The following is a 23,458-nucleotide window of genomic DNA, read 5'->3' as shown; positions in this document are numbered from 1 at the left end:
AAACCGACCGGCCAAATAAGGACCCCTACGATATCAAGACCCAAAGACCATGAAAATCCTCGTCCCCACCGATTTCTCCGACAATGCCAACAAGGCACTCGAATTTGCAAAGAACCTTGCAGCGAAGAACCATGCATCCATCACCTTGTTGTATGCCTTTTACGCCGTATACGATTTTGCCGCCCAAGCCACGGAAATCATCGCCCAGATCGAGCATGAGGCCAAACAGGACCTGAAGAAGCTTGTGGCCGCGGGTAAGGAAGCGGGCCTTGAAATGAACTACCGCATCCTGCAGGGAAGTGTTGCCTCCGCTGTGACATCTTTGGCCTACCAAGAAGAATACGACCTTATCGTCATGGGCACCCAAGGTGCCAGTGGCATCAAAAAGGCCCTGATTGGCTCCAATACAGGCCATGTGATCAAAGAGTCCAAAGTTCCCGTCTTGGCCGTGCCTGCTGATGCAAGCCTGGAGAGAATGGACCAAATAGCTGTCGCCTTGGAACTGAACAAGGAAGACGAAAGATACTTCAAACATATCTTCAAACTCACCAAGGGATTGGACCTCCGGTACACCTTCTTTCATGTTGAGCTGGAAGAATCCTTCGAAAAAAAAATAGAGTTCAAGGGATTGGAGGTCTACCTGAAGGAAAGATATCCCAATTTGGATCTTAATTTTCAGCTCGTACAGGCCGCCGGTCTCGAAGAAGGCATCGCGACTTTCCTTCAAATCAACCCCGCGACGATCCTTACCATGATTTCCAAAAGCAAGAACTTCTACGAATACCTTTTCAACAAAAGCCACTCCCTTCAAATGGCCTACCATACACATGTGCCGTTGTTGGTGGTGAAGTAGTTGGCTAAGTTGATGAGGAACAGGAGATTGGGGATTAGGGATTAGCGGATGAGGGATAAGGGGATAAGGGATAAGGGGAAAATTCGATCCATTGATGACGTTGGTGAAGCGCCCAGATTGCCTTCTTTCCAGAAAATTACCTTGGGGATAATGGCATGTAATCGTTTGAGAATAAAATTGGGTTTTGGAGTCGGATAAGACAGCAATGGGCGGACATCGGGATCGAGGATTAAGATTGACTTGAATGCATGCAGTATCAATTCAGGGGTGTTGGTGGAAATAGGAAAGCGTACTGGAGCGTACCCTTTTTTTAAATTTTTCAATAAGTTTTTTAATCCAGTTTTTTTCGATTATTTAAGCTACAAGAAAGGCTCCATCGCGGACGGCTTCTGTATTTTCCAATCCTTTTTACCTACCAATCCTATGAGACTGAAAGTCCTGCTACCGGTTCCCTTGCTGCTGCTATTTGGATGGCTCCAAGCCCAAGAAGTCCCAGAAAATGGCTTCACTCTGCTTTTCAATGGTCGAAACCTAGAAGGATGGATTGGCAATAAATCCGCATACCGGGCCGAAAACGGCATGATCGTCGTGGATCCCAAAGGTGGTGGCGGAGGAAATCTTTTCACGGAGAAAGAATACGGGAATTTCATTTTGCGATTTGAGTTCAAACTCACTCCCGGTGCCAACAATGGCCTGGGCATCCATGCCCCTTTGGAAGGAGATGCTGCCTATGTGGGTAAGGAGATTCAGATCTTGGACAATGAAGCCGAAAAATATGCCAACCTGAAGGTCTACCAATACCATGGTTCCGTCTACGGCGTCATGCCAGCCGAGCGCGGATATTTGAAAGCAGCTGGTGAGTGGAATCAGCAAGAGGTAATCGTCCAGCATCCCAAAATCAAGGTGATCCTCAACGGGACCACCATTCTTGAAGGCGATTACTTGGAAGCCAGCAAAAATGGAACCCTTGACCAACAACAGCACCCCGGGCTGCAGCGCAGCAAAGGCCACATTGGCTTCTTGGGACATGGGGATTTACTCTATTTTCGAAACATCCGTATCAAAGAATTACCATCAACCAATAAACAACAATAACCCGATGAAGAAGAATTTTCAGGTGATCAACCGCAGGGACTTTTTCAAAAAGTCAGCTTTAGGAGTAGCAGGATTGGCTTTGGCACCGAGCATCCTGGCACAAGCAAAAGCCGCAGGCAAATTGCGAACAGTCCATATCGGCCTAGGGGGCATGGGCATGGAGGACCTGGCAGCCATTGCTTCCCATCCGGAGGTGGAAGTCGTGGGCCTTTGCGATGTGGACAGCAAAATGCTCGCCCGTGCAAAAGCCCTGTATCCCAATGCCAAAAGCTATCCCGATTACCGGGTGATGCTGAAGGAAATGAAAAATGAGTTTGATGCCGTGGTCGTATCCACCCCTGACCATACCCATGCACCTGCTTCCTTGATGGCGATGGAAATGGACAAACCGGTCTATTGCCAAAAACCCCTCACCCATCACGTGACGGAGGCTAGGGCCATGAAAAAGATGGCTGAAGAAAGGAAGCTGGTGACGCAGATGGGTATTCAGGTGCATTCCTTCTACGATTACAAGCTGGCCACGCTCCTGATTCAATCGGGAATCATTGGCAAAGTGCATACGGTCAGGGCCTGGTCTCCCAAGAACTGGGGATATGACGGTCCTGAACCGACAGGAAGTGATCCAGTTCCAGAAAACCTGGACTGGAACCTCTGGCTGGGAACGGCACCCAAGCGCGCCTACAAAGAGGGGTTCTACCATCCCGGCAACTGGAGAAAAATCATGGACTTCGGTTGCGGCACCCTGGGCGACATGGGCGTACATATTTTCGATACGCCTTACAATGCCCTACAGTTGGATGTCCCGCGTACCATCCGCAACGAATGCCGCAAGCCCACCGGATTCGGATTCCCTGAAAACAACATCGTGACCTACGAATTCCCGTCTACCCCATACACCGCAGAAACGCTCAAGTGGGTATGGTATGATGGTGCGGGTGCCCCGGCAGACCATGCCGACTTGCAGCTTCCCAATGGGGACAAGTTACCCGAACAAGGCGCCATGTTTATGGGAGAAAAAGGCAGGTTGCTGCTGCCCCACTTTATGGAACTTCCCCGATGGATCGTGGATGGGAAATACCAGGAATTCGACGTGGCTCCGTTCAAACTTGGCGCACCGGTCAAGGACTATGCCGGAGAAAGCAAAAAGCATTACCATCAGTTTGTGGATGCCTGTCTGGGAAAAGGGCAATGCAGCGCGCCTTTCGAATACTCTGCCCGACTTACCGAAACCATCCTATTGGGTGTGATTGCCGGTAGGTTCCCCAACGAAACGCTCCATTGGGACAGCAAGAAAGCCCGGTTCTCTGAGAAAAAAGCGAATAAGCACTTGGGCGGAAAGTATCGGAAATTTTAGAGAATTGAAGAGCGGCTGGGAATGGGGATTAGGGGAAAGGTTGGAAGGTTTAAAGGTTGGAAGGTTTGGGAATTTTGAATGATGAATGATGAATGATGAATGGGAATAGGGATTTGGCTCCTCACCCCGACCCTCTCCTCCCGGAGAGGGAGAACACCACAGCGGGAGGGATCTTTGATCAGATTTACGTCCGAGAGCCCCAAAAGGGGCGCCATCTTCTAGAGAAGGGTGCAGCCCTTCGCAAAAGTCGAACCGATTTCAATCAAGCACCAAAGGGGCGGCATTCCTTTAGCAAGCGTTCGGAAACTGAGGATAGTAGGCAGGAATGGTCTGTGAGGACACAGACCAGGGGGTGGGGTCAAAAACCATGCCTGCCGTGAACCGACCGCAATGCGGGGCTTTACCTAGTACTTTGTACTTCGTACTTGGTACGTCCCCCAACTGCGTCCCGACATTCCTCCCCTGCCCCCTTCCAGTTCCTGATATTTCGTCTAACTTTGCACCTGTCAACTTTAAACCTATTCCCATGAAATTCTTTATCGATACTGCCAACCTCAACGAAATCAAGGAAGCCTACGACCTCGGTGTATTGGACGGCGTCACCACCAACCCATCCCTTATGGCCAAGGAAGGCATCAGCGGGGAAGAACGCGTCCGTGCACATTACAAAGCCATCTGTGATATCGTGGACGACAATGTCAGCGCGGAAGTCATTGCCACCGATTTTGAAGGCATGATCCGGGAAGGAAAGGAATTGGCCAAGATCGACGACAAAATCGTGGTCAAAATCCCGATGATCAAAGAGGGCGTCAAGGCGATCAAATACTTTAGCAGCGAGGGCATCCGTACCAACTGTACCTTGGTGTTTTCTGCTGGACAGGGCATTTTGGCTGCGAAAGCGGGTGCTACCTACGTTTCCCCATTTATCGGCAGACTTGACGACGTCTCTTATGACGGGCTTGAATTGATCGAGCAATTGGTGTTGATTTACCAAAACTATGGCTTTGCGACACAGGTCCTGGCTGCCTCTATTCGCCATACCATGCACTTGATCAAATGTGCGGAAATCGGCGCCGATGTGGCGACTTGCCCGCTCAAGGTCATTACAGGTTTGCTGAAGCATCCGCTGACCGACAGTGGTTTGGCCCAATTCTTGGCTGACCATGCCAAGGCTGCAGGAAAGTAAATCCAAAGGTTTTCCGAGGGCCATTTCCAGGGAAGTCTTGGGCCGGCCCCGGAATTAAAACCATATCACTTGGAATCGAGTTCTTCCACTGAACCAACCATCGCACACATGTACATTTTGAAGGTCAAAGGCAAAGCCAAAATCCCGGACTACATCCAAATCCGGGATGACAACTTTGTCTTGGTCGCATATTTCAGGGCAGACAGACCCTTGAAAAACATCGAGAAATTCGGTTTTGAAGGCAAAGAAGAAGCCTTGGAAGCCTTAATCAAAGAGCTCCCGTTTGGCAAACCCCAAAAACTTGAACTGTAATGGTTTTTTCCAAACAACCCATTATTGATGTCAAAGGCGCCGTTATTTTCCAAGGCTTGGATACGGTGCTGCAAGATGTGAACTTCTCCATCGAGCCGGATGAGTTTGTCTTTCTGATCGGAAGGACGGGAAGCGGGAAAAGTTCCCTGCTAAAAACCCTCTATGCCGACCTGCCCCTTAAAATGGGAAAGGCAGAGATCGTTGGCTTCCACCTCGAAAAGATCAAAAGGAATGAGGTTCCCTTTCTGCGCAGGAAGTTGGGAATCGTCTTTCAGGACTTTCAGTTGTTCCCGGACAGGACCGTGGCTGAGAACCTGTTCTTCGTCATGCGGGCGACAGGATGGACGGATCGGGAAAAGATGAAAAACCGCATGGTAGAGGTTCTGATGAGGGTAGGTTTGGCGGATGCCGCCACGAAAATGCCCCATCAGCTTTCGGGGGGTGAACAGCAGCGGATAGTCATTGCCCGCGCGCTTATCAATCAACCTTCCATTCTGCTTGCCGACGAACCTACGGGCAATTTGGACCCTGATGTGGCGGATGGCATCTTCAAGCTTTTCCAGGAAATCAACAACGAGGGCACGGCCATCCTGATGGCTACCCACAACCATGATTTGCTGAGGAAGTATCCCTACCGGGTATTGAAATGTGAAAAAGGAAAACTGTTGGACAGCAAGACAGAGGACATTTCCATCAATACTGCCTACTAGCATTTTATTTTTCGAAATTGTCCCTTAATTTGGAAATCCATTTGGCTGTACAGCACGTTATTGCATCTGTATTCGGCCAACATTCACTAAACGCGTATCGGTATGAAATCCAACACCTACTTCCTGAAGCCCCTGATGTGGGGTTTTGTCTTCCTGCTCGTATTTCAATCCTGTAAAGACAAAGAGGAAGATACCCCGCCGACACTATCCGCCAATGCCAAGGTAAACACTTGGATCAAGGAAGTGATGGACCAGGTGTACTATTGGCTGGAATCCATGAAAACCCCCATTTCACTGGAATCAGACCCCGAGGATTATTTCGAATCCCTACTCAACCGTCCCACCGATAGGTTCTCGGTGATCTATCCCGATTACCAGGAATTGATCAACTCACTCCAAGGTACCAGCAAGGAAGCAGGGTACGAGTTTCTGCTTGCCCGTGAAAGTAGTACCAACAACAACGTGGTCGCGTTTATTTCCTACATCAAAAAAGGGAGTTCAGCTGAGTCCAAAGGGTTGAAAAGAGGGGATCTCATCACTCAAATCAACGGCGTGAGGCTCACCTTGGACAATTACCAGGATATTTTGAGCAAATTGGACCAGCCGCACTCGGTATCCTACTTCCGGTACAACCCGGCTACCGATCAGTTTGTGGCACAAACACCGGTCGACCTAACCCCGGTAGTGCTATCGGAAAATCCCAATTTCCTCGACTCCATTTACACCGTAAACGGCGACAAGGTAGGTTATCTGGTTTACCATTTCTTTGCGCCAGGCATTGAGGGTCAGTCCACCCTCTATGATGACCAAATGGATGCCATCTTCGCCAAATTCAAAGCAGAAGGCATTAAGCATCTGATTCTTGATTTCAGGTACAATGGTGGGGGATTCGAATCCAGTGCGATCAATTTGGCAAGCCTCATTGCGCCGAATGTGACCGCGACGGATGTATTTTCCAAGACGAAGTTCAACAGCTTTATCATGCAGTTTCCCGATTACCAGAATGTGCAGCGCTTGTTTAAAGCAAAAGCGCAAAATCTTGGCCCTGTTCTGGCAAACAACCGGGTTTATATCATCACATCCAGGCGTACGGCATCAGCCTCCGAGCTGATCATCAATGGACTCAAACCATACATGGATGTGTTTCTAGTGGGCGACGTTACGGTCGGAAAAAATGTGGGATCTGTGGCTCTCGAGGATGAGGACAATCCTGAGAACAAGTATGGTCTACTGCCGATTGTTTCCCAAACTTTCAATAAAAACGACCAGTCGGATTATTCCAATGGCTTCCAGCCAAACCTCCAGGGATTAGAGCTTAGTCAGAAAACCCTGCTTCCCTTTGGTGATACAAAGGAATACCTGTTGAACCTGGCATTGAACCATATCGCGCCAGGGTCTTTCCCAACTGCCAGGATGGAGTTTGTCGATCGGACTGACCTTGGAAGCACCCTTGATGCCCATCCGCGGGCTGGACGGTTGATCATTGAGTATGATTTCCTGAAAAAATAAGGCAAAGCCCCCGGAGCGATTCGGGGGCTTTTTTTTTGCCGTTTCGATTTTCCTTCAGTGTTTATGGTACATTTCGTGGCTTGAATGATGGTAGGTAAGTTGACAACCTCAATTAATTGGAAAGGCGTATCCGGTGCGTATTCATTTTTTACGTTGCAGAAATCCGAAACCTGGAAATATTTGAAATATCAGATATAATTTGCGGTCAGGTTGCGCATTTTTCAGCCTTCTTGGTGGTGATTGCCTGTAGCTGTAGTCACACTTTTGTCAACGACAAAAGAGGCAAAAACATAAGGGATTTAGGCCTGGTGTGCAGCATCGCTGATATTCAAAAATTCAATTTCTTAGTCAGCAAGAGATCTCGGATTAATCCAGAATTCGACCTCACCCCAAATCCCGAAGGGATTGAATACCTACGGTTATTGGCCCCGGATGCCAATCCGGAGGTTTTAAATGATATCGGTAGACTATCCTTACCACCCCGATCGGGGTTTAATTCAACACCTTTCAGGGTTGGGATTTCTAAAGGCGATTGTTTTTCCGGAATCCTCCGGGCTTTACCCGGGGTAACTACCACTTTGTGGAGTCAATCCCTGCGGGATTGTGACTCACCATGCTAAACCTAAAGGCTGTCCAATGCCAAACAAATAATGGCTGGAGAAAGACTTTTCGGATCCATGGACAGTCGACGTTCTTCCATGGACGATTATCCGCAGTCGATAGCACTTCTTCAGACCAACCTTGCAAAATTGTGTATCCCCATTAAAAATTTACAATCTAAGGTTGACTTCGGTAAATCCACCATAAAATATTTCCCCAAGTGCAAATAGGCTTATAGGCATATCCTCTTTCATGGCAGCATCGTCTTTCTTGTTGATTTGGTCGAAAAGAATAGCCGCACAAAAACCTTCATAGGTACAATTGCCCCCATATTCCACAAAAACACTGTCATTTTGTCCGCATTTTCTTAATTTCGCATCCTGATTGGAAATTGATTCATGGAAAACATCATCAAAGACATAGACTTGATCGCACCGGAAGAGGCGCAGGCATGCGATTACAAAACCACCCAAGACGAGAATACCGGCAAGTCCAAGAAACTCTACATCGAATCCTATGGCTGCCAGATGAACTTCTCCGATTCGGAGATCGTGGCTTCCATCATGAAGGAAAACGGGTTTGACACCACTTCGGATGTCGAAAAAGCAGACGTAATCTTCCTCAATACCTGCTCCATCCGTGAAAAGGCCGAGCAGACCGTCCGCAACCGACTTTCTCATTTCAACGCTCTCAAGCGCCAAAAGCCCGAAATGACCATTGGGGTCCTCGGCTGTATGGCGGAGCGCCTCAAGGACAAATTGCTCGAGGAGGAAAAAATCGTGGACGTGGTGGTCGGTCCAGATGCGTACCGTGACCTTCCCAACCTCGTAGCTGCTGCGGAAGACGGTGAAAAAGGCATCAATACATTTCTTTCCAGAGAAGAAACATATGCCGACATCTCCCCTGTCCGCCTCAATTCCAATGGGGTGACGGCGTTTATATCCATCATGCGGGGCTGTGACAATATGTGTTCCTTCTGCGTGGTACCATTCACCAGAGGTAGGGAAAGAAGCCGCGACCCGCATTCAATCGTCAAGGAAGCGCAGGAACTGTTTGCCGCAGGCTATCGGGAAGTGACGCTGCTTGGACAGAACGTGGATTCGTACAAGTGGTCTCCCGAAGAAAACAACAAAGCCCGCCTCAATAAAAAAGAGGATGAAGTCTCCACGGTGGTCAATTTCGCCCATTTGTTGGAAATGGTGGCGCAGGTAAGTCCTTTGCTGCGGGTGCGTTTTTCCACTTCACACCCCAAAGACATTACCGATGAAGTCCTCCACACGATGAAGCGGTACGACAACATCTGCAAATACATCCACCTGCCTGTTCAAAGTGGCAATTCGAGGATATTGGAACTGATGAATCGTACCTATGACCGGGAATGGTACCTTGATAGGGTCCGTGCCATTCGGGAGATTCTTGGCGAGGAATGCGGGATTTCTTCCGACATGATCGCCGGTTTTTGTACCGAGACGGAAGAAGAACACCGAGATACGCTCAGCCTGATGGATATCGTGCAATACGATTTCTCCTACATGTTCTTCTATTCGGAGCGTCCGGGGACATTGGCGGCAAAGAAATTTGTCGATGACATTCCGCTCGACGTGAAAAAGAGAAGGTTGGCCGAGATCATCGAGAAGCAAACCGCACTCTCCCTGCAGCGCAACAAGTTGGATGCAGGCAAAGTGCAGGAAATCCTCATCGAGGGCACATCCAAACGCTCCGAGGCGCAGCTTAAGGGACGCAATTCGGCCAACAAGGTTGTCATCATTCCGGCCGGCAAGCACAAAAAAGGCGATTATGTCAGGGTCAAGATCACCGATTGCTCTGCTGCCACCTTGTTTGGAGAAGTCGTATCCTAACATTTTTGTCCTCCCAAAATGATCTCAAACGCAGAAATACAAAGCATCAAGCAACGATTCGGCATCATCGGCAACAGCCCCTTGCTGAACCACGCCATTCAAGTAGCCATGCAGGCCGCCCCTACTGATATGACCGTATTGATTACAGGGGAAAGCGGTAGTGGCAAGGAGTCTTTTTCCAAAATCATCCACTCCCTCAGTCTCCGCAAGCACGGCAAGTTTATCGCGATCAACTGCGGTGCGATTCCTGAGGGTACGATCGATTCGGAATTGTTTGGGCATGAGAAGGGCTCCTTTACAGGTGCCCATGAAGCCCGAAAAGGATACTTTGAGGTGACCGATGGTGGTTCCATTTTCTTGGATGAGATTGGGGAAATGCCTCTGGGTACCCAAGCGAGGTTGTTGCGGGTGTTGGAAAACGGCGAGTTCATCCGTGTGGGTTCCTCCAAAGTGCTCAAGACCAATGTCCGCGTGATTGCCGCGACCAATATCAACTTGATCAAAGCCGTGGAAAAAGGCAAATTCAGGGAAGACCTTTACTACCGTCTCAACACGGTGCCGCTTTTCGTGCCGCCCTTGCGGGAACGGGGAGAAGACATCGTCCTTTTGTTCAGGAAATTCACGACCGACTTTTCGGAGAGATATAAAGTAAAACCCATCAGCTTGGACGAGGATGCCAAGCGGTTGCTGATGCGCTTTCCCTTTCCAGGTAATATCCGGCAGCTTAAGAACATTGCAGAGCAGATTTCGCTTTTGGAATATGAGCGGGAGGTGGATGCAGCAACTCTTTCCAAATACCTTCCCAACGAACGCAGCCAACTTCCCGTATTGACTGCAGGACATGGGTCGGGTCAGGATTTCTCCGATTTTTCGGAGCGGGAAATACTCTACAAGGTCCTTTTTGATATGAAAAAGGACATGAACGATCTCAAGAAACTTGTACTTGAAAGCTACCAGGCGGGCGGCCTCAACGCCAACCTGATCAACAAGCACCAAAATCTCTTCGAAGGCATGGACAGCACGCCTGCCTTTGAAGAAAAACGTCCCGCTGCCTCTGTGGGTGTGCCGATGGTGATTGATCATCCATCCGCCAAGGATGAATTGGAGGACTACGATTCCGAGGCAATCGAAGATATCGTGCACGAAGAGGACGACAATTCGCTCTCGCTAGAGCGCAAGGAAAAGGAAATGATCCTGAAAGCGCTTAGAAAACACAATAACAAAAGAAAATATGCCGCGAGCGACCTAGGTATCTCAGAGCGGACATTGTACAGAAAAATCAAGCAGTATGATATCGAGTAAAAAATCCCTGTGCTTGTCCCTTTGCTTTTTTGTCGCGGTGATGTTGTTGCCTTCCTGTGCAGTCAATTACAGCTTTACGGGCACCAATATCAACTATGAGTTGACGAAGACCTTTTCGGTGGAGAATTTCTTCAACGACTCCGGCGGTGGCCCTGCCAACATGGAGCAGCGCTTTACAGAAGCATTGAAGGAGTTTTACCAAAGAAACACCAATCTAGAGCTGATTCGCACCAACGGTGACCTCCAGTTTTCCGGTGCAATCAAGCAATATGCGATCACACCCCAAGCCACCGTATCCACGACTGACCCCAACCTTCCCGACAGGGCTGGACAGATGCGCTTGACGATCGGGATCGAGGTCGAGTATATCAACACCGTCAATGAAGAGGAGAATGTGAAGCGGACTTTCTCCTTTTGGAAGGATTACGATCCGAGGAATACCTCCATTCTACAGGTGGAAAACGTGTTGATCCAAGAAATTTTCGAAAATATCATCCAGGACATCTTCACGGCCACGGTGGCCAATTGGTAAAAATGGCTAACTTGGTGTTTTTCAAACCCAACTAAAGTGAACACCCAACAGATCGTTTCCATATTGCAACAGTCCCATCAGCTTCAGAAGGATGAAGTCATCCAACTGCTGAAGTTGCACGAGACCTTTCCCTTTTTCCAAATCCCCAAGGTATTGTTGGCGCGGTTTGAATACGAAAAGTCAAAGGGAAATACCAAGGAATTCCTGCATTGGGCCGCAGTCACCAGTCCAGACAGGGCTTGGATGAAGACGATGATTGAATCAGAGGCCCCTTTGCAGTTTTTGAAAGCAAAATTGGAGGAGAATTTCGAGGCGGGATTTTCCCAAAAACAGATGAACAACAAGCGTTTGGTTGATTTGGCGGATTTTGAAAAATCCCTCCGACCAAAGCCGACCAAGCAGGCCGACCCCGAAGAAAGGGCAAAAATCCTCAAGCAACTCGGCGAAAATCTGCAGGGAAAACCAGAGACACCGGTTGAAAATCCCGCTGAGCTTCCCGCCAAAAAGAAGAAACACAAAGAGCATCACAGGGCGGAGGATTTGATCGAAACGATCAAACGAAAGGAAAAGAAGGAAATCCTCGATGAGAAGAAGAAAGAGCAGATCGACATCATCAAGGCCTTTAGCAAAAAGGAGATCAAGCTCGCCACTATTCGGGAAATCGAGGACTTCAACAAGCAGACCGACCTTTCCGAAAAAAGCACCCAACTGAACCCCAGCCTTTTGTCGGAATCCTATGCGAAGCTGCTTGTAAAGCAAGGCAAGAAGCAAAAGGCAAAAGAAATTTATCAAAAGTTGATGGTGAAGTTTCCAGAAAAAAGCAATTACTTTGCGGACTTAATCAAGGAATCGGACTTATAAATCAAGCATATGTTTACCTTTCTTATCAGTGTGATTGTTGTTTTGGCGGTTTTGTTGGTGTTGGTGATCCTCGCGCAGGACTCCAAAGGCGGTGTTGGTGCGGCATTTGGGGGCAATGCTACCCAATTGATGGGCGTGACCAAAACAGGCAATATCCTTGAAAAATCCACTTGGGTGTTGGCGATTGCCATCCTGGTACTTTCCCTTTCTTCGGCGGCCTTCTATTCTTCCGTGGACACTTCCCAATCCAGTTCACCAAACATCGAGAGCGCCAAAAAACAAGTGACGCCTTCTTTTGGCGGAGAATCAGAAAGCCTCCTACCATCGACGCCACAGCCGGAAACAGCGACTGATACCGCTGGTTCTGAAAACCAATAAGCGACAGAAAAATGTAAAAGGCCTGAATTTCAGGCCTTTTTTTTTGCTATTACTTCTCTCAATCTACGACTTTGAGCAGCAGGCGTTTGCTGATGGGAACAAAGCTTTCCTCCAAGGGTATCTGCTTTTGACTGTAGATGCTGTAGGTGGCAGGGTTTGGCAATTCCTTGTAAGTTTTGATCAGGTCTAACTTGATGTGTTCGAGGGTATGAGCCAGGGTTCTTCTCACCCGATTGATCAGTTGCATCATGATCCCTTTGAATTGGTCCACACTGTTTTGGAAAAGATTGACTTTGTACCTGTAAACGTACACGTCCTTAGATTTTTCGTAGGACAGCATGACATAGCCTTCCTTTTGGTAGAGGGGAGATAAGCCGATCGGCTCGATTTTCATTTCATGTTCCAAAAGATCATAGATTGTTTTCCCCTCTTCAATGTGTTTCTGAAGTTGGGGCAAAGAAAATGCAACAATCTCCTCCAGCTGCTTCATGACTTCGTCGTCGATCACCAAAGGTTTGTAATTCAACTTGAACTCCTTGGAATCCGGACCTTGGAGGAGTTTGGGGAACGCGGATTTGATCTGTTCCCTGTTTTGTTCAAAAATCTTCAGCTTCGAATAGTGGTGAATAAGCTCGGCCAGGGGTGGGTACAATTTCACTTCCCTGAATTGGGCGCCGACATGCTGAAGATAAGCCAACAGAAGGTACTTTTTATATTCGAAATCGATCCAACCTTCCGTAATCCAGTTTTCTGATAGACTTTTCATACCGACATACTTTGTGAAAAGCTAAGTAAAACTGACAAAATTTACAAGGGACCGTGGCAAAATTGGCAGTGCCAAATCAGGCGTTTCCTTGTCCAATGGCGTTTTTTGGCGGATTGTCAGGACTTAATGTCAGTTGTAAAGCGGACAAGTTGATTGGCACGAAAAATGGGAATGGGGGGATGTAAGAATTTGTTTTTAAACCCTAAACGTTTTAATAATCATGTCAAAAGTGCACATCAAACCTCTTGCAGACAGGGTCTTGGTAGAACCTGCTGCCGCCGAAGAGAAAACCGCTTCCGGCTTGTTCATTCCAGACACAGCCAAAGAAAAACCACAAAAAGGAACTGTTATCGCAGTGGGAAGTGGCAAGAAAGATGAACCACTGACTGTAAAAGTAGGTGATACCGTGTTGTATGGCAAATACGCCGGCACCGAGCTTTCCGTTGACGGTCACGACTACCTCATCATGCGGGAGTCTGATATCTTCGCAATTCTCTAAATCATCTATTTCAAACAATCAAAAAACCTAAAACAACAAAAAAATGGCTAAAGAACTATTTTTCGATACCACAGCAAGAGACAGATTGAAAAAAGGCGTGGACGCTCTTGCAGACGCAGTAAAAGTAACCCTAGGTCCAAAGGGAAGAAACGTCATCATTGACAAAAAATTTGGGGCCCCTGCGATCACCAAAGACGGTGTGACAGTTGCCAAAGAAATCGAATTGGCAGAGCCAATCGAAAACATGGGCGCACAATTGGTGAAAGAAGTAGCTTCCAAGACAGCAGACAACGCAGGTGACGGAACTACCACTGCAACCGTTTTGACCCAGGCTATCTTCAACGCCGGTATCAAAAACGTAGCAGCAGGTGCCAACCCAATGGATCTGAAAAGAGGCATTGACAAAGCTGTTGCAGCAATCGTAGCCGAGTTGAAATCCAACTCCAAGGCAATCACTACTTCCAAAGAAATACAGCAAGTGGCCACCATCTCCGCCAACTCTGACGAAGAGATCGGCAAGATGATCGCCGATGCGATGGACAAAGTCGGAAAAGACGGCGTCATCACCGTGGAAGAAGCAAAAGGCACCGAAACTGAAGTAAGAACAGTAGAGGGTATGCAGTTTGACAGAGGTTACTTATCTCCATACTTCGTGACCAATACAGAGAAGATGGAAGCCGAATTGGATAGGCCATTCATCTTGATCTATGACAAGAAAATCTCTTCCATGAAGGAATTGCTTCCAGTATTGGAGCCAGTGGCACAGTCAGGCAAGCCTTTGTTGATCATCGCTGAAGATGTGGATGGCGAAGCTTTGGCGACCCTGGTGGTAAACAAAATCAGAGGTGCCTTGAAAGTGGCTGCAGTAAAGGCTCCTGGATTCGGTGACAGAAGAAAGGCCATGTTGGAAGACATCGCGATCCTTACCGGTGGTACCGTCATTTCCGAAGAGAGAGGCTACAAACTGGAAAATGCGACTGTTGATTACCTCGGTACTGCCGAGAAAATCAATGTTGACAAAGACAACACCACGATCGTCAATGGCGCTGGCGCAAAAGAGCATATCCAAGCCAGAATCAATGAGATCAAAGCGCAGATCGAGAAAACCACTTCTGACTATGACAGAGAGAAACTTCAGGAAAGATTGGCAAAACTGTCAGGTGGCGTAGCTATCCTGTACATCGGTGCCGCTACTGAAGTGGAGATGAAGGAGAAGAAGGACAGGGTGGACGATGCATTGCATGCTACTAGGGCTGCCGTACAAGAAGGTGTGGTCGTAGGTGGTGGCGTGGCCCTCGTGAGAGCTGCTTCTGCACTTGACAACATCAAAGGTGAAAACGAAGACCAAGATACCGGTATCAATATCATCAGACTTGCGATCGAGTCTCCTTTGAGAACTATCGTGGAGAATGCTGGTGGCGAAGGTTCGGTGGTTATCAACAAGATCAAGGAAAACAAAGGGAACTTTGGATACAATGCTAGAACAGACCAGTATGAAGACCTCTTCCAAGCTGGTGTGATCGACCCAACCAAGGTGACCAGATTGGCATTGGAAAATGCATCTTCCATCGCGTCATTGCTGCTCACGACTGAGTGCGTGGTTGCAGACGTGAAGGACGACTCCCCAGCTATGCCTCCAATGGGTGGCGGTGGCATGGGCGGCATGATGTAATCCAGCCAAGTGACAATCAGGAAAGGGGCCCCTCGATGGGCCCTTTTTCATTTTCGGTCTCAGCAAAAATCCCTTGGCAAATTTTTAGGTCAAAAAGTATTTGCTATTTTTAAAGGTCTATTCTTGATGGCGACAATCACCTGACCTACACAATTCATGGAATCTTACTCCTCCATCCTATTGATCGATGATGACCCTATCAATAATTTGATCAATAAACGCTTGATAGCCAAGCTTGAGATTGGAAACAAAATAGAAGAATACTTGGAGGCCGAGAAGGCGATCGAGCGGATTCGGCAATTGGAGTCAGACAAAAGCATCCTGATTTTTTTGGACATCAATATGCCAGTCATGAACGGATGGGATTTTTTGTACCAATATCTCAACCAATTTGAAGGCAGGAAGGATACGATTGTGGTCCTCTCGAGTTCGATTGATATTCAGGACAAAAACAAAGCCTTAGGCTTCTCCTGCGTGGAGGGCTTTATTGAAAAGCCGCTTTCCCCAGAAAAAATCAAAAACGTTTTAGCATGAGCGCCAAAACCCAACACAAGACACCTTCCAGTATGGAACTGTATGAGTTTGGGGAAAATTATTTTCAAAAACACCACATCAAGACCGCTGAGGAAGTCAGGCCGTTCCTTACCGGTACACATAAGTTTTGGCTGAATGTCTCCAGTCTGGAAAACGAAGACTTACTCAAGGAATTATCTGCGCTATTTGATATCCATCCGCTTACCATGGAGGATGTCCTCAATTGCCATCAAAGGCCTAAGTTCGAGGAATTTGAAAACAACATCTTCATCGTATCGAAGATGGTGTATTATGTTCACTCCAAAAAACCCACCACAGAACAAATCAGCATTTTCATCGGAAAGAACTACGTGCTGACCATTCAGGAAGACGCGTATGACTTTTTTGATCCGATCCGGACAAGATTGGAAAACCCACATGGCAAGATGCGGAAGTACGGGGCGGACTATTTCGCCTACACGCTTATCGATTCTATCGTCGACAAGTACTTTGAAATCATCGAAACGCAGGAAGAAATGATCGACAAAATGGAAGATCAGATCGTTGCCAATACCAGCAAACAAAAACTGTCGAGTATCTTCCAGCTTCGCAAAGACATCCAACACCTCAAAAAGATCATTTGGCCGACGCGGGAATTACTTTCCAATTGGAAAAAATCGGAGAGTCCTTTGCTCAAAAAGAAGACTGATCCTTTTATCAACGACGTTTACGAGCACATCATTGAAGTCAATGAAAATCTCGAAGTGCAGCGGGAATCCATTGCCACATTGGTGGAAATGTTCCTGTCCAGCCTGAGTATCAAGCAAAACGAAGTGATGAAAACGCTGACCATCATTGCGACTATTTTTATTCCGCTTACTTTCATCGCAGGCGTTTATGGAATGAATTTCCAATTTATGCCCGAGCTGTCTTGGAAGTATGGCTACTTTCTCACCTGGGTCGTTTTTATCGGTACGACCGTGGCCATGATGTTTTATTTCAAAAGAAAGGAATGGTTTTGATTGGCGCTTTCCCATCCATTTAACCTTTCCAAACAAACCCCATTTCCATCTCAACCACCGATTGATTAATGAAAATCAACAATTTGACATTTGTCAAATTTTATACTATTTCAATAATATATTACCTTTTTTAAATGAATTATTACTATTTTTCAATGTAATCACCCAAAAAAATACAAAATACATTAAATTCTTTTCGAGTAAACATTTTTTGTGTGTGAAATCCACCCACCCGGATACACCGCAAAATCACCCAATTGATTAATCATCCCATTGAATGGTTAAACCTATGCGCTCTTCACTCTTCATTGCAATTTTATTTTTCTTTTTTGGGATTTCAGCCTACTCCCAAACCTGGAACGGCAGTGTCAGTTCTGCTTGGAACACAGCTGCCAACTGGACCCCTGCGACAGTCCCAGGTGTCGGAAACGACGTCATCATCAACAACGCAGCGGCACCCAATCAGCCAATATTACCCTCCAATCTCACGATCAGGGATCTAACTATGAGTGACGGTGCCCTGGACCTTGGGACCTTTACACTGACCGTAACCAGAAATGCCAATATTACCGGAGGCACTATCTCAGAGGGTACCTTGTCGATCAATGACATTAACAACATCGAGAATACCGTTTTCAACGGCAACATGACCATTACGAAGACAGGTGGTAACTCGGATGACCTTCAGGGTGGAAATACATTCAACGGCCCAACAATCATCAACAACAATGACAATGACCGCCTTCGGTTAGCAAACACAAACGGGGATACGTTCAATTCCACGGTGACATTCAACAAGAATTCCTCCGGCCAATTTCAGATCGCATTCAATGGGTCAAACACTTTTAGCGCGACAGTCACGGTCAACAATACAAATGCATCCAGTAACCTGAGTTTCGGAGCGGGAGTTGGCACTTCGTTGCTGACCTCGGGCGGCTTGACTACCACAAACTTTAATGTTGGAACACTGATCATCAACAACTTTTCCCAAGTCACCGCATCCGCAAACGGCATCTTCAATCCCGCCACATTCACGGTCTCGAATGTCGTATTCTTGGGGAACTTCCAAGTTACGACCACGGGCGCCATTACCTTCAACAACACCAATTTCTTTAACGGTACCAATGTCTTCACCGCAGCAGGTCAAATTGCCATGCCTAATGGCAACAACCGGTTCAGTGCAGTAAGTGGGAGTACTACTATGACAAGAAACGGAGGTGGCGGTGTAACCTGGGGTGCAGGAAACAGATTTGGGAACCTGACCCTGACTGACAACTCAACAGGGCAGTTGACAATGAACGGCGGCAATATTTTTAACGGAACGACGGTGATCATCAATGAGTCAAACAACAACATCAGGTTGGGAGAACTTGTGGGCGACACCTTTAATGGACCAGTGATATTCCAAAACAACGGGACAGCCTATTTGGACATCGCACGTCGTGGCACCAACATTTTCGAAAACCAGATTACCATCAACAACACAGACGCAACCGGCGAAATCCGGATCGGAGAACTCGGTGGTACAGTAGAACTGCGCAATGGAGGATTGGTGACGACGGATTTTGCTGCCTGCAATATCTTTGAGGTCAACAATTTCACCCAACTCACCAATGCGGCCAATGGCAGCTTCAACGCCAATACGATCACCTTCAACAACGTCTACTTCAGAGGGGATTTTCAAGCGACGACTACCGGGACTGGCACCATGACATTCCAAAATGCGAACGGTTTTGAGGGAAACAACACATTCACCGCCGCTGGCCAACTTTCCATGACCGCGGGCGGAAATACCTTCAGCGCTCCCGGAAACACTACAACCATCAACAAGAATGGCGGAGGAGGCGTAACCTGGGGAGCAGGAAATAGCTTTGGAACGCTGATTTTGAACCACAATACGAACAATACGCTCACACTCCAAGGCGGCAATACGTTCCACGGTCCTGCGGCGATCTATAATAATGGCAATGGACTTCTTCGGCTGGGCAATACCTCAGGTGATACCTTCCTAAGCACCAGCCTTTTCGTAAACAACGGCACCAACACCTTCGACATCGGGTATAATGGTACAAATACCTTTGAGGATGAAATCACCGTCAATAATCTAAATGGTGCTGGAACAGTCAGATTTGGACAAAATGGAGGCACCAATGTCCTGAATAACGGCGGACTAACCACTACTGATTTCAATGCGGGAGCGGCCCTGAACATATCCAATTTCACCCAGGGAACCAATGACGCAAACGGATCCTTTACCGTCAATACCTTTACAGCAAGCAACAGCTCGTTCCTCGGAGATTTCGAGGTGACTACTGTTTCTGCCGGAATAACCTTCACCAGCAGTACATTCAATGGCAACAATGTTTTCGATGCGGCTTCGGGTATTCAATTAACCGCTGGCAATAACTTCAGCACAACCCCGGGCAACACGACCACGATGATCAAACGAGGGACGACCAGCAATGATTGGCAAGGCGGAAATGTATTTGGAAACCTAATCCTGGAGAACAATGGAACAGGCAGAATCAGGATGGCAAACTCTACGGGAGGCGATCTGATCGCAGGAAATGCGCTTTTCAGAAGGACAAACACCGGGGAACTGGGTTTGGCAAGGTCAAACATCTCAGACTATAGGGGAAATATCACCCTGGAGGGTGGACCTACCATCGGCGCCAGCGGTGGAACCATGAGAATCTCCGGAGGTTCAAATCGTTCATTGGACTCAGATATTGGCATCACGATTCCGAGGTTGGAAATGGGCACCACCGGAGCCGCCATCCTGACTGTCAATATCCCCGTGACCATTGCCAATTCACTTGCGCTAACCAGTGGTATCATTTTCAATGACGAGTACCTGTTTACAATTAACAACACCGCCACTGTCTCAGGCGGGTCCAATGCCAGTCACGTGGATGGCCGTCTGAGAAAAATCGGCAATTTAGAATTTACCTACCCATTCGGAAATGGGGGTTATTATGCGCCGCTCACCGCTTCTGCGTTAGGCGGAGCAAATACCCAGCATTTCACAGGTAGGTATTTCCACACCAATCCTGAGTTGGCTGGTTACTCCCGCGCCAGCAAAGAGGCGACGCTCGGCGAGATCAACGAGTGCGAGTATTGGGAATTTGACAGGACCAACAGTGCCGTCACACCGACCATTACACTTTCATGGTCCTCTGACAGAACCTGCCCGATTGTTGATTTCAACGAGTTCATCGTGACCAAATGGAATGGCACCCAGTGGATAGACCTCGAGGCAGCCGGCCTGACCGGGGACGACAATTCCGGTAGCGTAAGAAACAACCTTCCTATCCCAGGATTTTCGCCTCCAATTTTTACGCTCGCCCAATCCTTTAGGATCCTACCTGTGGAATTGCTATCCTTCGGCGCGGTCGCGCTTGAAAACCAACGGGTACGTGTAACTTGGTCGACTGCGTCTGAGGAAAACAATGCCTATTTCACCGTAGAAAGGTCCTTGGATGGGAAAACATGGTCAGCCATCGGTATCGTGCCGGGCGTTGGAAACTCCAACCAAATCGAATCCTATGAATTCATTGACGAGAAACCAATCTTTGGCCGTCAGTTTTACAGAATCACCCAGACCGATCTTGACGGAAAATGCCAGACATTCCGCGTCGTGGGCGTGACGTTGACGGCGGCGGCCTTGGAAATGAATTCCTACAAGGTCTATCCAAACCCATCTTCCGGACAGGTCAAAGTATTCTCCGAAAATGCAAACCTCGAACAAGCTGAAATCACCATCATCAATCAGCAGGGGCAGGAAATGATGTCCTTCGAAGATGTAAACGGCCGATTGTTTGAAGTGGACCTTAGCCATTTGCCAAAAGGCCTTTATCTCATCCGCATCAAAAACAACCACCAATTGGTAAGCAAAAAGTTGGTGTTACAATAAAGTCAACCAACACCGATATATTAAAAGAATGCAGCCGGCCTGCATTCTTTTTTTGTTTATCCAATTTTGGAGTCAGCAATAATATTTGTCATTTTTTAAAATCAAAGTGCCTTTTGGGCTAATATTGTGGGGAATATTCAACAATCATTGCAAAATGCCTCATTTTCCAAAATTATTGGTGGTCAAAATCGGATCCAATGTCCTGACCAATCCTGAGGGGAAACCCGACCTTGCCAGGATGGAGTCGATAGCCAGACAGGTTGCGGAACTGAAGGCTAAGGGCATCAAGATTGTGTTGGTATCGTCAGGCGCGGTGGCTTTCGGTAGAAAGGAAATCCAACTCCATGAAAAAACCGAAGCGGTGCTCAAGAAGCAAATATGGGCATCGGTTGGTCAAGTCGAACTGATCCATACATACAAGACGCTCTTTGCGCAGCACCATTTGGCGGTAAGCCAGATTTTGGTCACAAAGGAAGACTTCAGGGACCGACGGCATTACCTCAACATGCGAAACTGTATCCTTGGCCTTTTGCAGCAGGGAATTATTCCCATTGTCAATGAAAACGATACGGTAGCAATCACGGAGTTGATGTTTACGGATAACGATGAATTGGCTTCCCTCACATCCTCCATGATCAATGCGGACAGTTTGGTGATTCTGAGCAACGTCGACGGCATTTACGAAGGTCCTCCCAGCGAACCCAATTCGAAGTTGATACCGATTATTGGATCCAGGCTGGAAGATATCGGTCAGTTTATCAGCCCAGTGAAGTCCTCATTTGGCCGTGGCGGCATGCTGACCAAATCATCCATGGCGAGAAAAGCCGCAGACTTGGGGATCAGAGTCTGGATTGCCAACGGCAAGCGGGACAATATTCTCCTGGATATTTGGGAGGAAAAGGCACCCTCAACCTTCTTTGAACCGAAATCCTCCAAACACAGTCCAAAAAAATGGTTGGCACACGGAGACCAATACTTCAAAGGTGAAGTGACCGTAAACGATGGTGCAAGGCTTGCTCTTTTCTCCGAAAAAATAAGCAGTCTTTTACCTGTTGGAATTATTCAGGTGAAAGGGGAGTTTTCCAAAGGCGATATCATCTTGATCCTTGATGAAAAAGGCAAAAAACTCGGTTTGGGAAAGGCAGAATATGCGTCCTCCCTCATACAAGAACGCATCGGCCTCAAAAACCAAAAGCCATTTATCCACTACGATTACCTTTACCTGATCCAAAATGCATGACTTGACCTACAGATTTGCCGAAGTCCGAAAGGCCAGCAGGCAACTTTTGGCTATCAGTGAGCCTCAGATTCAGGCCACGCTCTCGGATTTGGTAGAGCTCACAATGGCACATAGTGCAGAAATCCTCGCCGCCAACCAACAGGATTTGACGGCGATGGACCCTGCAGATCCCAAGTATGACCGGCTCTTGCTTTCCACAGAACGATTGGCAGCTATTTGCCAAGAAATCAAACAAGTCAGCTCTTTGCCTTCCCCCTTGCACCGGATTTTGGAAGAAAAGCATTTGGAAAATGGATTGCATCTTCAGAAGATAGCTGTTCCCTTGGGTGTGGTCGGCATTATTTACGAAGCCCGGCCAAATGTGACTTTTGACGTTTTCTCCCTCGCATTGAAATCCGGCAATGGTTTGGTACTCAAAGGCGGTACGGACGCCCAACATTCGAATGCAGCGATCATGGGCGTGATTCACAAGGCCTTGGCAAAAAACAAGCTTCCTGTCAAAGCCTTCCAGCTTTTGCCTGCGGGACGTGAAGCAGCACAGGCGTTGATGGAAGCTGTCGGGCTGGTGGATGTGATTATACCGAGAGGAAGCCAAGGATTGATAGATTTTGTACGGGCTCATTCCAAAGTCCCCGTCATCGAAACAGGCGCTGGAATCGTACATACTTATTTTGATGAAAGCGGGGATCTGGAAAAAGCGAAAGCGATCGTATTCAACGCCAAAACCCGCCGTCCCAGTGTCTGCAACAGTTTGGATTGCTTGATTGTACACCAAAGTCGTCTGGCCGATCTCAATGAGATGGTAGAGCCATTGCTTAGCGCTGGAGTGGAAATCTTTGCCGATGGGGAGTCATTTGCCCATTTGCCAAAAAACCCATTGATCCAGGCAGCAACACCGGACCATTTCGGAACGGAGTTTCTTTCCCTGAAAATGTCCATCAAAACCGTAGCCAATCTGCAGGAAGCCTTGGACCATATTTCCCAATACAGCTCCCAGCACAGCGAGGCGATTATTTCCGAAAATCAAGAACATATAGATACTTTTCTCCAGCAAGTCGATGCTGCTGCGGTTTACGCAAACGCTTCCACCGGATTCACGGACGGCAACCAATTTGGACTGGGGGCGGAGATCGGCATAAGTACCCAAAAACTGCACGCGAGGGGCCCAATGGCCCTGAATGAACTCACGAGTTACAAGTGGGTGATCAGGGGAAACGGACAGGTCAGAAAATAAGCCGGAGAGAAGCACAAGTTCATGCGCTAAAAATTCCATTTTTCAGAT

The 23,458-nt window shown here is 47.7% G+C and carries 21 protein-coding genes; 19 read left to right on the top strand and 2 right to left on the bottom strand.

Annotated elements, in window-relative coordinates; translation table 11 throughout:
• The first annotated feature begins 49 nt into the window (after positions 1 to 49).
• The 3 genes from C943_RS02100 to C943_RS02090 all read left to right on the top strand — a co-directional run bounded on the left by C943_RS02100 (position 50) and on the right by C943_RS02090 (position 3,302).
• Positions 50 to 853, top strand: a complete 804-nt coding sequence (locus C943_RS02100) for a universal stress protein (protein ID WP_008623731.1) — start codon at positions 50 to 52, stop codon at positions 851 to 853.
• 423 nt (positions 854 to 1,276) lie between these two features.
• Entirely contained in the window at positions 1,277 to 1,948 is a 672-nt protein-coding gene (locus tag C943_RS02095) for a 3-keto-disaccharide hydrolase (RefSeq protein ID WP_051069470.1), read from the top strand.
• Positions 1,949 to 1,952: 4 nt separating this feature from the next.
• On the top strand, positions 1,953 to 3,302 hold the full coding sequence (locus C943_RS02090) for a Gfo/Idh/MocA family protein (RefSeq protein WP_008623729.1): 1,350 nt from the start codon (positions 1,953 to 1,955) through the stop codon (positions 3,300 to 3,302).
• 288 nt (positions 3,303 to 3,590) lie between these two features.
• Here the strand turns inward: C943_RS02090 and C943_RS21925 are convergent, their stop codons facing one another.
• A complete protein-coding gene (locus tag C943_RS21925) occupies positions 3,591 to 3,830 on the bottom strand; it encodes a hypothetical protein (protein WP_157198395.1) in 240 nt (79 codons plus the stop codon).
• On the opposite strand from C943_RS21925, the gene fsa reads away from it, so the two are divergent.
• The 9 genes from fsa to secG all read left to right on the top strand — a co-directional run bounded on the left by fsa (position 3,829) and on the right by secG (position 12,551).
• Complete coding sequence (fsa, locus tag C943_RS02080) at positions 3,829 to 4,488, top strand: fructose-6-phosphate aldolase (protein WP_008623728.1); 660 nt, start codon at positions 3,829 to 3,831, stop codon at positions 4,486 to 4,488. The genes C943_RS21925 and fsa overlap by 2 nt on opposite strands.
• 108 nt (positions 4,489 to 4,596) lie before the next feature.
• Entirely contained in the window at positions 4,597 to 4,800 is a 204-nt protein-coding gene (locus tag C943_RS02075) for a hypothetical protein (protein WP_008623727.1), read from the top strand.
• The gene (locus C943_RS02070) at positions 4,800 to 5,510 is read left to right on the top strand and encodes a cell division ATP-binding protein FtsE (RefSeq protein WP_008623726.1); all 711 of its coding nucleotides are present in this window, start codon (positions 4,800 to 4,802) and stop codon (positions 5,508 to 5,510) included. The genes C943_RS02075 and C943_RS02070 overlap by 1 nt, the downstream gene beginning before the upstream one ends.
• 102 nt (positions 5,511 to 5,612) lie before the next feature.
• A complete protein-coding gene (locus C943_RS02065; RefSeq protein WP_008623725.1) occupies positions 5,613 to 7,019 on the top strand; it encodes a S41 family peptidase in 1,407 nt (468 codons plus the stop codon).
• A 998-nt stretch (positions 7,020 to 8,017) separates the two neighbouring features.
• A complete protein-coding gene (gene miaB / locus C943_RS02060; RefSeq protein WP_008623720.1) occupies positions 8,018 to 9,478 on the top strand; it encodes a tRNA (N6-isopentenyl adenosine(37)-C2)-methylthiotransferase MiaB in 1,461 nt (486 codons plus the stop codon).
• A gap of 18 nt (positions 9,479 to 9,496) precedes the next feature.
• Positions 9,497 to 10,780, top strand: coding sequence for a sigma-54 interaction domain-containing protein (locus tag C943_RS02055; RefSeq protein ID WP_008623719.1), 1,284 nt, complete (start codon positions 9,497 to 9,499; stop codon positions 10,778 to 10,780).
• Positions 10,767 to 11,312: an LPS assembly lipoprotein LptE gene (gene lptE, locus C943_RS02050; protein ID WP_040478674.1), complete on the top strand. Its 546-nt coding sequence runs from the start codon at positions 10,767 to 10,769 to the stop codon at positions 11,310 to 11,312. Before C943_RS02055 ends, lptE begins: the two co-directional genes overlap by 14 nt.
• 36 nt (positions 11,313 to 11,348) lie before the next feature.
• Positions 11,349 to 12,173 (top strand): hypothetical protein, encoded by an 825-nt coding sequence (locus C943_RS02045; RefSeq protein ID WP_008623716.1) that lies wholly within the window; start codon positions 11,349 to 11,351, stop codon positions 12,171 to 12,173.
• A gap of 9 nt (positions 12,174 to 12,182) precedes the next feature.
• On the top strand, positions 12,183 to 12,551 hold the full coding sequence (gene secG / locus C943_RS02040) for a preprotein translocase subunit SecG (protein ID WP_008623715.1): 369 nt from the start codon (positions 12,183 to 12,185) through the stop codon (positions 12,549 to 12,551).
• Positions 12,552 to 12,609: 58 nt separating this feature from the next.
• Here secG and C943_RS02035 read toward each other — a convergent pair whose 3' ends face one another.
• Positions 12,610 to 13,317: a hypothetical protein gene (locus C943_RS02035; RefSeq protein WP_008623714.1), complete on the bottom strand. Its 708-nt coding sequence runs from the start codon at positions 13,315 to 13,317 to the stop codon at positions 12,610 to 12,612.
• Between the two features lie 220 nt (positions 13,318 to 13,537).
• Between C943_RS02035 and C943_RS02030 the strand changes: the two genes are divergently transcribed.
• The 7 genes from C943_RS02030 to C943_RS02000 all read left to right on the top strand — a co-directional run bounded on the left by C943_RS02030 (position 13,538) and on the right by C943_RS02000 (position 23,410).
• Positions 13,538 to 13,816: a co-chaperone GroES gene (locus C943_RS02030; RefSeq protein WP_008623712.1), complete on the top strand. Its 279-nt coding sequence runs from the start codon at positions 13,538 to 13,540 to the stop codon at positions 13,814 to 13,816.
• Between the two features lie 43 nt (positions 13,817 to 13,859).
• Complete coding sequence (gene groL / locus C943_RS02025) at positions 13,860 to 15,488, top strand: chaperonin GroEL (protein WP_008623711.1); 1,629 nt, start codon at positions 13,860 to 13,862, stop codon at positions 15,486 to 15,488.
• Between the two features lie 156 nt (positions 15,489 to 15,644).
• Entirely contained in the window at positions 15,645 to 16,022 is a 378-nt protein-coding gene (locus C943_RS02020; RefSeq protein WP_008623710.1) for a response regulator, read from the top strand.
• Positions 16,019 to 17,023, top strand: a complete 1,005-nt coding sequence (gene corA / locus C943_RS02015; protein WP_008623709.1) for a magnesium/cobalt transporter CorA — start codon at positions 16,019 to 16,021, stop codon at positions 17,021 to 17,023. Before C943_RS02020 ends, corA begins: the two co-directional genes overlap by 4 nt.
• A 289-nt stretch (positions 17,024 to 17,312) precedes the next feature.
• Complete coding sequence (locus C943_RS02010; RefSeq protein ID WP_008623708.1) at positions 17,313 to 20,936, top strand: T9SS type A sorting domain-containing protein; 3,624 nt, start codon at positions 17,313 to 17,315, stop codon at positions 20,934 to 20,936.
• A 154-nt stretch (positions 20,937 to 21,090) separates the two neighbouring features.
• Positions 21,091 to 22,176: a glutamate 5-kinase gene (gene proB, locus C943_RS02005; protein WP_040478746.1), complete on the top strand. Its 1,086-nt coding sequence runs from the start codon at positions 21,091 to 21,093 to the stop codon at positions 22,174 to 22,176.
• Complete coding sequence (locus C943_RS02000) at positions 22,169 to 23,410, top strand: glutamate-5-semialdehyde dehydrogenase (protein WP_040478672.1); 1,242 nt, start codon at positions 22,169 to 22,171, stop codon at positions 23,408 to 23,410. Before proB ends, C943_RS02000 begins: the two co-directional genes overlap by 8 nt.
• Positions 23,411 to 23,458 lie beyond the last annotated feature (48 nt).

Origin of the sequence: Mariniradius saccharolyticus AK6 (assembly GCF_000330725.2) — a bacterium.
GTDB classification, from domain to species: Bacteria; Bacteroidota; Bacteroidia; order Cytophagales; family Cyclobacteriaceae; genus Mariniradius; species Mariniradius saccharolyticus.
The sequence above is the reverse complement of the archived record's forward strand: the minus strand, read 5'-3'. Positions and strand labels throughout refer to the sequence as shown.

Bases quoted from the DNA above. Each gene is read 5' to 3' on its own strand.
- C943_RS02100 (WP_008623731.1), top strand. From the start codon at position 50: ATGAAAATCCTCGTCCCCACCGATTTCTCCGACAATGCCAACAAGGCA.
- C943_RS02095 (WP_051069470.1), top strand. From the start codon at position 1,277: ATGAGACTGAAAGTCCTGCTACCGGTTCCCTTGCTGCTGCTATTTGGA.
- C943_RS02090 (WP_008623729.1), top strand. From the start codon at position 1,953: ATGAAGAAGAATTTTCAGGTGATCAACCGCAGGGACTTTTTCAAAAAG.
- fsa (WP_008623728.1), top strand. From the start codon at position 3,829: ATGAAATTCTTTATCGATACTGCCAACCTCAACGAAATCAAGGAAGCC.
- C943_RS21925 (WP_157198395.1), bottom strand. From the start codon at position 3,830: ATGGGAATAGGTTTAAAGTTGACAGGTGCAAAGTTAGACGAAATATCA.
- C943_RS02075 (WP_008623727.1), top strand. From the start codon at position 4,597: ATGTACATTTTGAAGGTCAAAGGCAAAGCCAAAATCCCGGACTACATC.
- C943_RS02070 (WP_008623726.1), top strand. From the start codon at position 4,800: ATGGTTTTTTCCAAACAACCCATTATTGATGTCAAAGGCGCCGTTATT.
- C943_RS02065 (WP_008623725.1), top strand. From the start codon at position 5,613: ATGAAATCCAACACCTACTTCCTGAAGCCCCTGATGTGGGGTTTTGTC.
- miaB (WP_008623720.1), top strand. From the start codon at position 8,018: ATGGAAAACATCATCAAAGACATAGACTTGATCGCACCGGAAGAGGCG.
- C943_RS02055 (WP_008623719.1), top strand. From the start codon at position 9,497: ATGATCTCAAACGCAGAAATACAAAGCATCAAGCAACGATTCGGCATC.
- lptE (WP_040478674.1), top strand. From the start codon at position 10,767: ATGATATCGAGTAAAAAATCCCTGTGCTTGTCCCTTTGCTTTTTTGTC.
- secG (WP_008623715.1), top strand. From the start codon at position 12,183: ATGTTTACCTTTCTTATCAGTGTGATTGTTGTTTTGGCGGTTTTGTTG.
- C943_RS02035 (WP_008623714.1), bottom strand. From the start codon at position 13,317: ATGAAAAGTCTATCAGAAAACTGGATTACGGAAGGTTGGATCGATTTC.
- C943_RS02030 (WP_008623712.1), top strand. From the start codon at position 13,538: ATGTCAAAAGTGCACATCAAACCTCTTGCAGACAGGGTCTTGGTAGAA.
- groL (WP_008623711.1), top strand. From the start codon at position 13,860: ATGGCTAAAGAACTATTTTTCGATACCACAGCAAGAGACAGATTGAAA.
- C943_RS02020 (WP_008623710.1), top strand. From the start codon at position 15,645: ATGGAATCTTACTCCTCCATCCTATTGATCGATGATGACCCTATCAAT.
- corA (WP_008623709.1), top strand. From the start codon at position 16,019: ATGAGCGCCAAAACCCAACACAAGACACCTTCCAGTATGGAACTGTAT.
- C943_RS02010 (WP_008623708.1), top strand. From the start codon at position 17,313: ATGCGCTCTTCACTCTTCATTGCAATTTTATTTTTCTTTTTTGGGATT.
- proB (WP_040478746.1), top strand. From the start codon at position 21,091: ATGCCTCATTTTCCAAAATTATTGGTGGTCAAAATCGGATCCAATGTC.
- C943_RS02000 (WP_040478672.1), top strand. From the start codon at position 22,169: ATGCATGACTTGACCTACAGATTTGCCGAAGTCCGAAAGGCCAGCAGG.